The 14,890-nt window shown below is 63.1% G+C and carries 12 protein-coding genes; 4 read left to right on the forward strand and 8 right to left on the reverse strand.

Annotated features, from left to right (window positions below; genetic code table 11):
- Positions 1-107: 107 nt before the first annotated feature.
- From AC3RCM_RS09060 to gloB, 7 genes are all read right to left on the reverse strand, one after another.
- The gene (locus AC3RCM_RS09060) at positions 108-1,712 is read right to left on the reverse strand and encodes an ABC transporter ATP-binding protein (protein ID WP_064493161.1); all 1,605 of its coding nucleotides are present in this window, start codon (positions 1,710-1,712) and stop codon (positions 108-110) included.
- A gap of 1 nt (position 1,713) precedes the next feature.
- On the reverse strand, positions 1,714-2,733 hold the full coding sequence (locus AC3RCM_RS09065) for an ABC transporter permease (RefSeq protein WP_003251467.1): 1,020 nt from the start codon (positions 2,731-2,733) through the stop codon (positions 1,714-1,716).
- A 1-nt stretch (position 2,734) separates the two neighbouring features.
- Complete coding sequence (locus AC3RCM_RS09070) at positions 2,735-3,808, reverse strand: microcin C ABC transporter permease YejB (RefSeq protein ID WP_492629533.1); 1,074 nt, start codon at positions 3,806-3,808, stop codon at positions 2,735-2,737.
- A gap of 1 nt (position 3,809) precedes the next feature.
- Positions 3,810-5,645 (reverse strand): extracellular solute-binding protein, encoded by a 1,836-nt coding sequence (locus AC3RCM_RS09075; protein WP_104886396.1) that lies wholly within the window; start codon positions 5,643-5,645, stop codon positions 3,810-3,812.
- On the reverse strand, positions 5,642-7,471 hold the full coding sequence (locus AC3RCM_RS09080) for an extracellular solute-binding protein (RefSeq protein ID WP_010954916.1): 1,830 nt from the start codon (positions 7,469-7,471) through the stop codon (positions 5,642-5,644). The genes AC3RCM_RS09075 and AC3RCM_RS09080 overlap by 4 nt, the downstream gene beginning before the upstream one ends.
- A 220-nt stretch (positions 7,472-7,691) precedes the next feature.
- The gene (locus tag AC3RCM_RS09085; protein WP_020190372.1) at positions 7,692-9,122 is read right to left on the reverse strand and encodes a lytic transglycosylase domain-containing protein; all 1,431 of its coding nucleotides are present in this window, start codon (positions 9,120-9,122) and stop codon (positions 7,692-7,694) included.
- A gap of 100 nt (positions 9,123-9,222) precedes the next feature.
- Entirely contained in the window at positions 9,223-10,002 is a 780-nt protein-coding gene (gene gloB / locus AC3RCM_RS09090) for a hydroxyacylglutathione hydrolase (RefSeq protein WP_010954914.1), read from the reverse strand.
- A gap of 85 nt (positions 10,003-10,087) precedes the next feature.
- Here gloB and AC3RCM_RS09095 point away from each other — a divergent pair, with 85 nt between their 5' ends.
- From AC3RCM_RS09095 to AC3RCM_RS09110, 4 genes are all read left to right on the forward strand, one after another.
- Positions 10,088-10,861, forward strand: a complete 774-nt coding sequence (locus AC3RCM_RS09095; protein WP_003251461.1) for a class I SAM-dependent methyltransferase — start codon at positions 10,088-10,090, stop codon at positions 10,859-10,861.
- A gap of 15 nt (positions 10,862-10,876) precedes the next feature.
- Positions 10,877-11,323, forward strand: coding sequence for a ribonuclease HI (gene rnhA, locus AC3RCM_RS09100; RefSeq protein ID WP_020190374.1), 447 nt, complete (start codon positions 10,877-10,879; stop codon positions 11,321-11,323).
- A gap of 50 nt (positions 11,324-11,373) precedes the next feature.
- Positions 11,374-12,132, forward strand: coding sequence for a DNA polymerase III subunit epsilon (gene dnaQ / locus AC3RCM_RS09105; protein WP_020190375.1), 759 nt, complete (start codon positions 11,374-11,376; stop codon positions 12,130-12,132).
- A gap of 265 nt (positions 12,133-12,397) precedes the next feature.
- The gene (locus tag AC3RCM_RS09110; RefSeq protein ID WP_064493183.1) at positions 12,398-14,647 is read left to right on the forward strand and encodes an Orn/Lys/Arg family decarboxylase; all 2,250 of its coding nucleotides are present in this window, start codon (positions 12,398-12,400) and stop codon (positions 14,645-14,647) included.
- Here AC3RCM_RS09110 and AC3RCM_RS09115 read toward each other — a convergent pair.
- Positions 14,631-14,849, reverse strand: a complete 219-nt coding sequence (locus AC3RCM_RS09115) for a hypothetical protein (RefSeq protein WP_010954911.1) — start codon at positions 14,847-14,849, stop codon at positions 14,631-14,633. The two genes, AC3RCM_RS09110 and AC3RCM_RS09115, sit on opposite strands and share 17 nt — an antisense overlap.
- Positions 14,850-14,890 lie beyond the last annotated feature (41 nt).

The raw sequence follows: 14,890 nt of genomic DNA on the forward strand, positions 1-14,890 counted from the left end.
CGATGCAACAGCCTGAGTTCGAGTTATATTCGAAATATTCGAAAATCGCAATAAACGAAACGACCGATCAAAGGATGATTGCTTGGCGAACACGCACCCTTTCCCTACTAACCCCCAACCTCCAAAAACGCCGCCTCCAGCAACTGTCGGGTATACGGATGCTGCGGCGCATGGAAGATCGCCTGCGCGTCCCCTTGCTCCACCACATGCCCATGCTTGATCACCATCAACTGGTGACTCAACGCCTTCACCACCGCCAGGTCATGGCTGATGAACAGGTAGGTCAGGTTGTACTTTTGCTGCAGGTTACGCAGCAATTCCACCACCTGGCGCTGTACGGTGCGGTCCAGTGCGGACGTGGGTTCATCCAGCAGAATCAGTGCTGGCTTCAACACCAGCGCCCGGGCAATGGCAATGCGCTGGCGCTGCCCGCCGGAAAACTCATGGGGGTAGCGATGGCGCGTGCGCGGGTCCAGGCCTACTTCCTCCAGAGCCGCGATAATCGCCGCTTCCTGTTCCTGCGCGGTGCCAATGCGGTGAATGCGCAGCCCTTCACCGACAATGTCCGCCACGCACATGCGCGGGCTCAGGCTGCCAAACGGGTCCTGGAACACCACCTGCATTTCCCGCCGCAGGGGGCGCACGGCTTTCTGGTTCAGCCCTTCGAGGTTCTGCCCATGAAAGCGAATGCCGCCCTGGCTGGAAATCAGCCGCAAGATGGCCAGGCCCAATGTGGACTTGCCCGACCCGGATTCGCCAACAATGCCCAGCGTCTGGCCCTGGGGCAAGCTGAAGTTGACCCCGTCCACCGCCTTCACATGGTCGACCGTGCGCTGCAGAAAGCCCTTCTTGATCGGGAACCACACCTTGAGCTCATCCACCTCCAGCAATGGCGCACCCACCGGGTTGTGTGCCGGCAGCCCGCTGGGTTCGGCATTGATCAGCATCTGTGTGTAGTGGTGCTGTGGCGAACTGAACAGCGTGGCGCATTCGGCTTGCTCGACAATTTGCCCACGCTGCATCACGCACACGCGGTGAGCGATGCGGCGCACCAGGTTCAGGTCATGGCTGATCAGCAACAGGGCCATGCCCATACGCGCCTGCAATTCCTTGAGCAGCTCGAGGATCTTCAGCTGCACGGTCACATCCAGCGCCGTGGTCGGCTCGTCGGCAATCAGCAGCTCGGGCTCGTTGGCCAGCGCCATGGCGATCATTACCCGCTGGCGCTGCCCGCCCGACAACTCGTGGGGCAGGGCCTTGAGGCGCTTGCGCGGCTCGGGAATGCCGACCATATCCAGCAACTCCAGGGTGCGCGCAGTCGCTTCCTTGCCGGTCAGGCCCTTGTGCAGCAGGAGGATTTCGTTGATCTGCTTCTCGATGCAATGCAGCGGGTTGAGCGAGGTCATCGGCTCCTGGAAGATCATGGCGATGCGGTTACCGCGAATGCGCTCCAGGGTCTTCTCGTTCTGCTGCAGCAGGTCCTTGCCTTCGTAGCGGATGCTGCCGCTGGGGTGCCGGGCCAGGGGATAGGGCAGCAGGCGCAGGATCGAGTGCGCGGTGACCGATTTGCCCGAGCCACTTTCGCCCACCAGGGCCAGTGTCTCGCCTTTGCGAATATCGAAGCTGACGCCGTCAACCACCCGGTTGACCTGGTCCCCGGTCACGAACTCCACGGCCAGGTCCCGCACTTCGATCAGGTTCTGTTCACTCATGTCACTTCCTCGGGTCGAAGGCGTCGCGGGCGGATTCGCCGATGAACACCAGCAGGCTCAGCATCAGTGCCAGCACGGCAAAGGCGCTGATGCCCAGCCATGGCGCTTGCAGATTGGACTTGCCCTGCGCCACCAGTTCGCCCAGCGAGGGCGAACCGGCGGGCAGGCCGAAGCCGAGGAAGTCCAGGGCGGTGAGGGTGCCGATGGCGCCGGTGAGGATGAACGGCATGAAGGTCATGGTCGAGATCATCGCGTTGGGCAGGATGTGCCGGTACATGATTGCGCCGTTGCGCATGCCAAGGGCGCGTGCGGCGCGCACGTATTCCAGGTTGCGCCCGCGCAGGAACTCGGCGCGTACCACATCCACCAGGCTCATCCACGAGAACAGCAACATGATGCCCAGCAGCCACCAGAAGTTGGGTTGCACGAAGCTGGCCAGGATGATCAGCAGGTACAGCACAGGCAGGCCGGACCAGATTTCCAGAAAGCGTTGCCCGGCCAGGTCGACCCAGCCACCGTAGAACCCCTGCAGGGCGCCTGCGATGACGCCGATAATGGAGCTGGCCACGGTCAAGGTGAGGGCGAACAGAACCGAAATGCGGAAGCCGTAGATCACCCGCGCCAGCACATCGCGGCCCTGGTCGTCGGTGCCCAGCCAGTTGTCCGCCGAAGGTGGGGCGGGGGCGGGGACACGCAGGTCATAGTTGATGCTCTGGTAGCTGAACGGGATGGGCGCCCACAGCACGAAGCTGTCTTTCTTCGCCAGCAGTTCGCGGATGTAGGGGCTCTTGTAGTTGGCTTCCAGCGGGAATTCCCCGCCGAAGGTGGTTTCCGGGTAACGCTTGAACGCCGGGAAGTACCATTGGCCGTCGTAACGTACGGCGATCGGTTTGTCGTTGGCGATCAGTTCGGCGCCCAGGCTCAGCCCGAACAGAATCAGGAACAGCCACAGCGACCACCAGCCACGGCGGTTGGCCTTGAAACGCTCGAAGCGCCGGCGGTTGAGGGGGGACAAGGCCATGTCAGTGCTCCCGGCTGGCAAAGTCGATGCGCGGATCGACCAAGGTGTAGGTCAGGTCGCCGATCAGTTTCACCACCAGCCCTAGCAGGGTGAAGATGAACAGGGTGCCGAAGACCACCGGGTAGTCGCGGTTGATGGCCGCTTCGAAACTCATCAGGCCCAGGCCGTCGAGGCTGAAGATCACCTCGATCAGCAAGGAGCCTGTGAAGAAGATGCCGATGAACGCCGAAGGGAAGCCGGCGATCACCAGCAGCATGGCGTTGCGGAACACGTGGCCGTACAGCACCCGTGATCGGCTCAGGCCCTTGGCCTTGGCGGTGACCACGTACTGTTTGTTTATCTCGTCGAGGAAGCTGTTCTTGGTCAGCAGGGTCATGGTGGCGAAGTTGCCGATGACCAGCGCGGTGATCGGCAGCACCAGGTGCCAGAAGTAGTCCAGCACCTTGCCGGTGGTGCTCAGTTCGTCGAAGTTGTTGGAGGTGAGGCCACGCAGCGGGAACCAGTCGAAGTAGCTGCCACCGGCGAACAGCACGATCAGCAGGATGGCGAACAGGAACGCCGGGATGGCGTAGCCGACGATGATTGCCGAGCTGGTCCACACGTCGAAGTGGCTGCCGTGGCGCACGGCCTTGGCGATCCCCAGCGGGATCGACACCAGGTACATTATCAGCGTGCTCCACAGCCCCAGCGAGATCGAAACCGGCATCTTCTCGGCGATCAGGTCGATCACCTTGGCGTCGCGGAAGAAGCTGTCGCCGAAGTCCAGCTGGGCGTAGTTCTTGACCATGATCCACAGGCGCTCGGGCGGCGACTTGTCGAAGCCGTACATGCGCTCGATTTCAGCGATCAGCGCCGGGTCCAGGCCCTGGGCGCCGCGGTAGCTGGAGCCGGCCACGGAAACCTCGGCACCGCCACCGGCAATGCGGCTGGTGGCGCCTTCGAAGCCTTCGAGCTTGGCGATCATTTGCTCGACCGGGCCACCGGGGGCGGCCTGGACGATGATGAAGTTGATGGTGAGGATGCCGAACAGGGTCGGGATGATCAGCAGCAGGCGGCGCAGGATGTAAGCCAGCATCTTAGTTGGCCTCGTCCGCAGGCGCTTCGCTGACCGCCGGGGTTACATCGGGCTTGATCCACCAGGTGTCGATGCCGATGTCGTACTTGGGCGACACGTTCGGGTGGCCGATGTGGTTCCAGTAGGCCACACGCCAGGTCTTGATGTGCCAGTTGGGGATCACGTAGTAGCCCCACAGCAACACGCGGTCGAGGGCGCGGCAGTGGTCGATCAGGCTCTGCCGAGAGTCGGCGTTGATCAGCTGGTCCACCAGTTGGTCGATGGCCGGGTCGCGCAGGCCGATGAAGTTGCGGCTGCCGGGGTTGTCGGCGGCGGCGCTGGACCAGAACTCGCGCTGTTCGTTGCCTGGCGAGTTGGATTGCGGGTAGCCGCCAACGATCATGTCGTAGTCACGCGAGCGCAGGCGGGTTATGTACTGCGAAACGTCGACGCGGCGAATGTTCAGCTCGATACCGAGGTCGGCAAGGTTGCGCTTGAACGGCAGCAGAATGCGTTCGAACTCGGTCTGCGCCAGCAGGAACTCGATGCTTGCCGGCTTGCCTTGGGCGTCGACCATCTTGTCGTCGACGATTTTCCAGCCAGCTTCCTGCAACAGTTTGTAGGCCTGGCGCTGTTGCTCGCGGATCATGCCGCTGCCGTCACTGACCGGGTTGTGGAAGACCTCGGTAAATACTTGCTCGGGCACTTTGCCGCGCAGTGGTTCGAGGATTTTCAGCTCGTTGGGACTGGGCAGGCCGCGGGCGGCCATTTCCGAGTTCTCGAAGTAGCTGCCGGTACGGGTGTAGGCGCCGTTGAACAGCTGTTTGTTGGTCCACTCGTAGTCCAGCAGCAGGCTCAGGGCCTGGCGCACACGCACATCCTGGAACACCGGGCGGCGGATGTTGAAAATGAAGCCCTGCATACCGGTGGGGTTGCCGTTGGGCAGCTCTTCCTTGATCAGGCGACCTTCGCGCACGGCGGGCACGTTGTAAGCGGTGGCCCAGTTCTTGGCACTGACTTCCAGGCCATAGTCGAATGCCCCGGCCTTGAGGGCCTCCAGGGCGACGGTGGTATCGCGGTAGGAGTCGAACGTCATGGCATCGAAGTTGTAGAAGCCGCGGTTGATGGGCAGGTCCTTGGCCCAGTAGTCCTTGACCCGTTCGTAGCGCACCGAGCGCCCGGCCTTGACCTCGGCGACCTTGTACGGGCCGCTGCCCAACGGGATTTCCAGGTTGCCGCGGTTGAACTCGCGGTTTTCGTACCAGTGCTTGGGCAGTACCGGCAGCTGGCCGAGAATCAGTGGCAGCTCGCGGTTGTTCTTGTGCTTGAACTTGAACAGCACCTTCAGCGGGTCTTCGGCGACCACTTCGGCGACGTCGGCGTAGTACTGGCGGTACAGTGGGGCGCCGTCCTTGATCAGGGCATTGAACGTGAACACCACGTCGTCGGCGCGCATCGGATGGCCGTCATGGAAGCGCGCTTCGGGGCGCAGGTAGAAGCGCACCCAGCTGTTGTCCGGGGCCTTTTCGATCTTGCCGGCAACCAGGCCGTATTCGGTGAACGGTTCATCCTGGCTCTGGCGCATCAGGGTGTCGTAGATAATGCCGATGTTCTCGGCCGCCACGCCTTTGTTGATGAACGGGTTGAGGCTGTCGAAGCCGCCGAAGCTGGACTGGCGGAAGGTGCCGCCCTTGGGCGCGTCCGGGTTGACGTAGTCGAAGTGCTTGAAGTCGGCGGGGTACTTGGGTGGCTCATCGTAAAGGGTGAGCGCGTGCTGCGGTGCGGCCAGCGCGGGAAGGCTCAGGCAGGCGAGCAACAGGCTGCCTGCCAGCCGGCGCAGACGGTGCGTTGGCGTCATTGGGCTTTCTCCGAAGTCTTGATCCACCAGCTGTTCAGCCCAAGGGTGTAGGGCGGCGTGGTGACGAAGGCGAACCGGTTGCGGTAGGCCAGGCGATGGTTGTCGAGGTACCAGTTGGGGATCATGTAGTAGTGCCATGAGAGCACGCGGTCCAGGGCGCGGGCAGCGGCGACCTGGTCATCGCGGGTGCGGGCGGCGAGCAGGGTGTCGAGCAGGTGGTCGACCACCGGGTCCTTGACCCCAGCATAGTTCTTGCTGCCCTTTGTCGCGGCCTGGCTGGAATGGAAGTACAGCCACTGTTCGAGGCCGGGGCTGAGGGTCTGGTTCAGGGTCATCAGAATCATGTCGAAATCGAACTGGTCCAGGCGTTGTTTGTACTGGGCACGGTCCACGGTGCGCAAGCGCGCATCGATGCCGATGCTGGACAGGTTTTCGACATAAGGTTGCAGGATGCGTTCAAGGTTGGGGTTTACCAGCAGCAGTTCCATGCGCAACTGCTGGCCCTTGCTGTCGACCAGGCGCTGGCCGTGCAGCTTCCAGCCGGCCTCGGCGAGCAGGCCCAGGGCCTGGCGCAGGGTCTGGCGGCTGATACCCCGGCCATCGGTGTGGCTGACCTTGTACGGTTCGCTGAACAGCTTGGCCGGCAACTGGTCACGGAATGGCGCCAGCAGCAGCCACTCCTTGCCGGTGGGCAGGCCGCTGGCGGCGAACTCGCTGTTTGGGTAGTAGCTGGTCGAGCGGCGGTAGGCGCTGCTGAACAGCGCGCGGTTGGTCCACTCGAAGTCCAGCATCAGCCCCAGCGCCTGGCGTACCCGCGGGTCACTGAACGCGGCCCGGCGGCTGTTCATGAACAGGCCCTGTGTTTGCGTGGGGATGCTGTGCGGGATTTGTGCCTTGATCACTTCACCCCGGCGCACGGCAGGGAAGTTGTAACCGTTGGCCCAGTTTTTTGCCTGGTGCTCGATATAGATGTCGAACTCGCCGGCCTTGAAGGCTTCGAAGGCCACCGTCGCGTCACGATAGAACTCGTATTCGACCCGATTGAAATTGTACTTGCCACGGTTGACCGCCAGGTCTTTGCCCCAGTAGTTCTTCACCCGTTCGAACACCAGGCGTCGTCCGGGTTGTACCTGGGTGATGCGGTAGGGGCCGCTGCCCAAGGGGGGCTCGAAGGTGGTGGCCTTGAAGTCGCGCTTCTGCCAGTAGTGTTTGGGCAGCACCGGCATTTCGCCCAGACGCAGTATCAGCAGCGGGTTGCCGGCGCGTTTGAACACGAAGCGGATGCGTAGCGGGCCGAGGATGTCTACCCGCTGCACTTCCTGCAGGTTGGTGCGGTAGATCGGGTGGCCATCCTTGAGCAGCGTGCGGTACGAGAAGGCCACGTCAGCCGAGGTGATGGGCTGGCCGTCATGCCAGCGGGCTTCGGGGCGCAGGTTGAACACCACCCAGCTGCGGTCCTCGCTGTACTCCACCGAGCGGGCGATCAGGCCATAGCTGGAGGTTGGCTCGTCACCGGACGGGTCGTACTGGCCCGTGCCGACCATCAGTGGCTCGTTCAGCTCGCTGATGCCGTACTGCTGGAAATTGGGCGTGGTAATCGGGCTCGACCCTTTGAAGGTGTAGGGGTTGAGCGTGTCGAAGGTACCAAAAGCCATGGCCCGCAACGTGCCGCCCTTGGGCGCTTGCGGGTTGACCCAGTCGAAGTGGGTGAAGGTGGCTGGGTACTTGAGCGTGCCGAACTGCGCGTATCCGTGGCTTTCGCTCACGATCGCGGCTGCGGGAAAGCTCAAGGCCAGGCTGAGTGACAGCAGGAGGGGACGTATCAAATCGGCATCCGATCCAGAGGCGTTGGGCTTTGATCGAGTACAGTAACAGCTTGGTGGGGTTGGAAAAAGAGAGGGGCTGGGGTTTTCCAGTGGCTGGTTTTTCAGGCCCATTCGCGGGCACGCCCGCTCCCACAGGTACGGCACCGGCTTTGGGGGCTGTGAAAAACCTCTGGGAGCGGGCGTGCCCGCGAATGGGCTGCAAAGCAGCCCCTGTAACGACTCAATGCCCGAGGTATACGGTCAGGGTCTGGCCTGGCTTGAGGGCGTGGCCGCTGCGTGGGTTCCAGCGCTTGAGGTGCTTCATTTCCACATTGAAACGCTTGGCTACCAGGTACAGGGAGTCGCCCTTGCGGACCTTGTATTGCGTGGAGCGCTTCCCGGAGGCGGCAACCCGGTTGCCGGCGGCGCTTGGCGCATTGCCACCACGCAGGGCCAGAACCTGGCCCGCGCGCAGACTGTTGCCGGACAAGCGGTTCCAGCGCTTGATGTCCTTGACCGATACACGGTTGGCCTTGGCGATGGCGCTCAGGTTATCGCCACGCTTGACCCGGTAGCTGCGTGCCCCCACCGGTGCCTTGGCTTCGGCCACGGCCCGGGCAAACGCTGCTTTCGGGGGTTGCAGGCTGACCAGTTGCTCCGGGTTGAGGTTGGACAGGCTGGCACTGAGCAACTGTGCCTTGGCGGTGGGCACCAGCAGCTGCTTCGGGCCATCGACGGTCATGCGCTTCTTGAATGCCGGGTTGAGCTGGATCAGCTCGTCCTCGTCGATGTTGGCAAAGGCCGCGACCCGGGAAAGGTCCAGACGGTCATTGATCGCCACCGCTTCGAAGTACGGTTCGTTGGCGATCGGGGTGAGATTGACACCATAGGCTTCTGGCGTGGACACCACCTGCGACAGTGCCAGCAACTTGGGCACGTAGTCGCGGGTTTCCTGTGGCAGCGGCAGGTTCCAGTAGTCGGTCGGCAGGCCGAGCCTTTCGTTGCGCTCGATGGCTCGGCTGACGGTGCCTTCGCCGGCATTGTAGGCCGCCAGGGCCAACAGCCAGTCGCCGTTGAACATGTCGTGCAGGCGGGTCAGGTAGTCCAGCGCGGCGTTGGTCGACGCGGTGACATCGCGGCGGCCGTCATAGAAGTTGGTCTGGCGCAGGTTGAAGTGGCGACCGGTAGCCGGCATGAACTGCCACATGCCGGCAGCGCTGGCGCGTGAGTAGGCCATGGGGTTGTAGGCACTTTCGATTGCTGGCAGCAGGGCCAGTTCCAGCGGCATGTCGCGTTCTTCAAGGCGCTCGACAATGTAGTGCAGGTAGAGGCTGCCACGTTCCCCGGCGCTTTCGATGAAGGTCGGGTTGCTGGCGAACCACAAGCGCTGCTGCTCGATGCGCGGGTTGACATCGATGCTGTCCTGCAGGGCGAAGCCCTGGCGCATGCGCTCCCAGACATCCTGCGGCGCCTGTTCGGCCGGCTTGACCAGCAGCGGGGAAGGTTTGTGCTTGATCCGTGCCTGGTAGTTGTGCGCGCGAACGCTATCGGATTCGTCGAGCTGACGGGTGCTCTGGCAGCCCACCAGCGTGGCTGCCAGGGCCAGCGCGCTGATTTGGGCCAGGCGCGTCAGGGCGGCGGAATGAGAGGTTCTGCGGCTACGGGAAGACATCGGCTGACACAGGTATCCGGGCGAAAAATTTCGGCGATTCTAGAAACCGCTCCGGCCCGGGTCAACCTTCGGCCCTCACTTGCGATATATCTTGCGGTTATCAGAAGGTGTCCTTCCAAGACCTCAAGGCAGCAAAAACAGCGACATGCGAGTTGTTTGAATGTCCCTTCCATTCGTCTGCTTTTTGTTTAACTAATGTTTCAGCGGTACGCAGAAAGGGGTTGGTCAGGCGCTCCAGGCCGATCGTTGAGGGCAAGCTGATGCGATTTTCGGCGCGCAAACGGGTAACGTCCTCGAAGCGTTGCTGAACGTGCGGGTTGGTCGGTTCCACAGCCTTGGCGAAGCGCAGGTTGCTGAGGGTGTATTCATGGGCGCAGTACACTTGTGTCTGCTCTGGCAGGGCCGCCAGGCGGGCGAGGGCGGGCTGCATCTGTTCGGGTGTACCCTCGAACATGCGCCCGCAACCGGCGGCGAACAGGGTGTCGCCACTGAACAGGATGGGCGTTGCTGGCTGGTCGCTGAAGAAGGCGATATGCCCCAGGGTGTGGCCGGGTACCGCCATTACCTGGAACGTTACACCCAGCACGTCCACCCTGTCGCCTTCGTCCAGTGCCAGGTCGCGGCCGGGAATGCGCTCGTTGGCAGGGCCACAGACCCGTGCGCCGGTCAATTGCCTGAGCCGTTCCACCCCGCCGACATGGTCATTGTGGTGGTGGGTGACGAGGATGTCGCTCAGCACCCATTCGGGGTTGGCAGCCAGCCAGCGCTCCACTGGGCCGGCATCGCCCGGGTCGACCACCGCACAACGGCGTTTGGCAGTATCCTGTAACAACCAGATGTAGTTGTCGGAGAAAGCGGGGAGAGCTTCGATCTGTATCATGGTGCGGATCCGATTCGCCTAGCGTGGCACATGAGGGCATCTTAGCCGCGATGGCGCGGTGGGAGAACCTTCGAGGGAGAGCGCAATGACCGACCAAGCCTTTGCCCAGGCCGACCCGGACTGGGTCGAGCTGATCAGCCTGGCCCGTGAGTGGTTCAACGGCCCACTTGGGCAACTGATGCTCAAGGAGGAGGACAAACTGCTGGAAGAAGAGCTCGGGCGCTTCTTTGGCGGTTATCTCGTGCATTACGGGCCCTGCGCCGAGCCACCGCCCAGAGCCCCCCAGGTGCAGCGTAACGTGCGCCTTGGTGCGCCCTTGCCGGGTGTGGAGATTGTCTGCGAAGAACAAGCCTGGCCGTTGAGCGAGCACGCTGCCGACGTGGTGGTGCTGCAGCATGGCCTGGACTTCTGCCTGTCGCCCCATGGCCTGCTGCGCGAGGCCGCCAGTGCCGTACGCCCGGGCGGGCACCTGCTGATCGTGGGGATCAACCCCTGGAGCAGCTGGGGCATGCGCCATTTCTTCAGTCACGGTGCTCTGCGCAAGGCGCGCTGCATCTCGCCGTCACGGGTGGGCGACTGGCTCAACCTGCTGGGCTTCGCGCTGGAGAAACGCCGCTTCGGGTGCTATCGTCCGCCGCTTGCCTCACCAGCCTGGCAGCAACGCCTGGAGGGCTGGGAACGACTGGCCGGCGGCTGGCAGGGCTCCGGTGGCGGGGTGTACCTGCTGGTGGCGCGCAAGATGGTGGTAGGCCTGCGGCCTTTGCGGCCGGAACGCCGCGAGCCAATGGGCAAGCTGCTGCCGCTGCCACTGGCGAAGGTCAACCGCACCGCAGCCAACCCCGAAACTGACAAGCACTGAATTCAAGAGTGGTACATGAGCGATAGCGTCGAGATGTTTACTGATGGTGCCTGCAAGGGCAACCCTGGCCCGGGTGGCTGGGGCGTGCTGATGATCTACAAGGGCGTCGAGAAGGAACTGTGGGGCGGCGAACGTGAGACCACCAACAACCGCATGGAGCTGATGGCCGCGATCCAGGGCCTGATGTCGCTCAAGCGTGAATGCGAGGTGGTGCTGACCACCGACTCGCAGTACGTGATGAAGGGCATCAACGAATGGATGGTCAACTGGAAGAAGCGCGGCTGGAAGACCGCCGCCAAGGAGCCGGTGAAGAACGCCGACCTGTGGCAGCAGCTCGATGAGCAGGTCAACCGCCACAAGGTGATCTGGAAGTGGGTGCGCGGCCATATTGGCCACCCCGGCAACGAACGCGCCGACCAGCTGGCCAACCGTGGGGTCGATGAGGTGCGCGCCCAGCGTTGAGCTGGGGTACAATCGCGGCCTTTGTAACGGATGCAAGTTGGAGCGCCCGCGTGGAGCAGCAGCAAGATAAACGGTTCGTCATTCTCGATACCGAAACCACGGGTATGCCGGTTGGCGAAGGCCACCGGATCATCGAGATCGGCTGTGTCGAGGTCATCGGCCGGCGCCTGACCGGGCGGCACTTCCACGTCTACCTGCAGCCCGACCGCGAGAGTGACGAGGGCGCGATCAACGTTCACGGCATCACGGATGCCTTCCTGGTCGGCAAGCCACGTTTTGGCGATGTCGCCGAGGAGTTCTTCCAGTTCATCCAGGGCGCCACGCTGGTCATCCACAACGCGGCGTTCGACGTTGGCTTCATCAACAACGAATTCGCCTTGCTGGGCCAGCAGGACCGCGCTGACATTTCGCAGCACTGCACCATTCTGGACACCCTGCTGCTGGCACGTTCGCGCCACCCGGGGCAGCGCAACAGCCTGGATGCGCTGTGCAAACGCTACGACATCGACAACTCGGGCCGTGAGTTGCACGGCGCACTGCTCGACTCGGAACTGCTGGCCGACGTTTACCTGGCAATGACCGGTGGCCAGACCAGCCTGTCGTTGGCTGGGAATGGCGCAGATGCCGAAGATGACGGGCAGGGCGCTGGCGGCAGCGAGATCCGCCGGATTGTCGGGCGTGCGCCAGGGCGGGTGATCATGGCCAGCGCTGAAGAGCTGGAGGCGCATGCCGAGCGGCTGGCGGCCATTGCCAAGTCGGCGGGTGGGCCTTCGCTGTGGCAGGCCCTGACTGAGACACCAGCCGGCTGATCTTTCGCCCTGCAACAGAAGTGGAGATCGTTGTAGGAGCGGGTTTACCCGCCGACTACGGTGGCGGCTGCGGCGGTGAATGGCGGGGGCAGACTGGCCAGCAGGCCCGGCCCTTTCGCGGGTAAACCCGCTGCTGCTGGGCACCGGTCGGTGATTGGACACAGGCCGTCGTAGGAGCGGGTTTACCCGCGAAAGGGCCAGTACACGCAATACAAGGCTCAACTACCCTGAAATGGACGCCATGTCCTTCGGAGGTAGCCACCTGATGTACAAGGACCTCAAGTTCCCGATCCTCATTGTCCACCGCGCCATCAAGGCCGACAGTGTTGCCGGCGAACGCGTGCGGGGTATCGCCGAGGAACTGCGCCAGGATGGCTTTGCCATTCTCGCCGCAGCCGACCACGCCGAAGCGCGCCTGGTCGCCGCCACCCACCATGGCCTGGCCTGCATGCTGATTGCCGCCGAAGGCGCTGGCGAGAACACCCATTTACTGCAGAACATGGCCGAGCTGATCCGCCTGGCCCGTCTGCGCGCACCCAACCTGCCGATCTTCGCCCTGGGCGAGCAGGTGACCTTGGAAAATGCCCCCGCCGAAGCCATGAGCGAGCTCAACCAGCTGCGTGGCATCCTTTACCTGTTCGAAGACACCGTGCCGTTTCTCGCCCGCCAGGTGGCGCGAGCCGCACACACCTACCTCGATGGCCTGCTGCCGCCGTTCTTCAAGGCGCTGGTACAGCACACCGCGCAGTCCAACTATTCCTGGCACACCCCGGGCCATGGTGGCGGTGTGGCCTATCATAAAAGCCCGGTAGGCCAAGCCTTTCACCAGTTCTTCGGGGAAAACACCCTGCGCTCGGACCTGTCCGTTTCCGTGCCGGAGCTGGGTTCGCTGCTCGACCACACAGGCCCGCTGGCCGAAGCCGAGGCCAGGGCGGCGCGCAACTTCGGCGCCGACCACACCTTTTTTGTCATCAATGGCACCTCCACGGCCAACAAGATCGTCTGGCACGCCATGGTCGGCCGTGACGACCTGGTGCTGGTGGACCGCAACTGCCACAAGTCGGTGGTGCACGCGATCATCATGACGGGTGCCATCCCGTTGTACCTGTGCCCGGAGCGCAACGAACTGGGCATCATTGGCCCGATCCCGCTCAGCGAGTTCAGCCCCGAGGCGATCGCCGCGAAGATTCAGGCCAACCCCCTTGCCCGTGATCGTGGGCAGCGTATCAAGCTGGCGGTAGTGACCAACTCCACCTACGACGGGCTGTGTTACCACGCCGGGCTGATCAAGCAGGCCCTGGGTGCCAGTGTCGAGGTGCTGCACTTCGATGAGGCCTGGTTTGCCTATGCCGCGTTCCACGACTTTTTCACCGGGCGCTACGCCATGGGCACCGCCTGCGCGGCAGACAGCCCGCTGGTGTTCAGTACCCACTCCACCCACAAGCTGCTGGCGGCGTTCAGCCAGGCCTCGATGATTCATGTGCAGGACGGTGCCAGGCGGCAGCTGGACCGGGACCGTTTCAACGAAGCGTTCATGATGCACATCTCTACCTCGCCGCAGTACAGCATTCTCGCCTCGCTGGATGTGGCTTCGACCATGATGGAAGGGCCGGCCGGGCGCTCGCTGCTGCAGGAGATGTTCGACGAGGCGTTGAGTTTTCGTCGTGCCCTGGCCAACCTGCGTGAGCACATTGCCACAGCGGACTGGTGGTTCAGCATCTGGCAGCCGCCAAGTGCCGAGGGCATCCCCCGTCTGGCCGCGCAGGACTGGCTGCTGCAGCCGGGGGCGCAATGGCATGGGTTTGGTGAAGTGGTGACCGACTATGTGCTGCTCGACCCGCTGAAGGTGACCTTGGTAATGCCGGGCCTGAGCGCAGACGGTGTGCTGGGCGCGCGCGGTATCCCGGCAGCGGTAGTCAGCAAGTTTCTCTGGGAGCGCGGGCTGGTGGTGGAAAAAACGGGCCTGTACAGCTTCCTGGTACTGTTTTCCATGGGCATCACCAAGGGCAAGTGGAGCACCCTGCTCACCGAGCTGCTGGAGTTCAAACGCCACTATGACGGCAACACCCCACTCAGCAGCTGCCTGCCCAGTGTGGGGGCTGCCGACGCCTTGCGCTACCAGGGCATGGGCCTGCGCGACCTGTGCGACCAGTTACATGACTGCTACCGCGCCAATGCCACGGCCAAGCAGTTGAAGCGGCTGTTCACCCGTTTGCCGGAGGTGGCCGTCAGCCCGGCCCAGGCCTATGACAAGATGGTGCGTGGCGAGGTGGAGGCGGTACCGATCGAGGCGCTGCTGGGCCGTGTGGCGGCGGTGATGCTGGTGCCGTACCCGCCTGGCATCCCGTTGATCATGCCGGGTGAGCGGTTCACCGAGGCGACCCGCTCGATCCTTGATTACCTGGCATTCGCCCGCGCATTCAACCAGGGCTTTCCCGGGTTTGTCGCCGATGTGCACGGCCTGCAGCACGAAGGGGGCCGCTACACGGTGGATTGCATCACGGAATGCGCGTGATCTCGACGCCGGAGCGTGCCAGTTCGAAACGGTTTTCACCCAGGTGGTTGACCTTGTCGCCGATGGCCAGGCGGTAGGTGGTGATGGGGGCGCCCAGCGTGCTGCCGTCGAGTTGCAGGGTGGATTCCTGAAACTCGTGCACGGGGTAGATGCGGCCTTCGGCGTCACGGGCGTGGAATTGGCCGACCATTACTGCTGCCATTTGGGTGGAAACCTCTGAATTACGTAGGAAATGTATGAAGG

The sequence above is a fragment of the Pseudomonas sp. GW823-FHT05G12 genome (assembly GCF_058795575.1).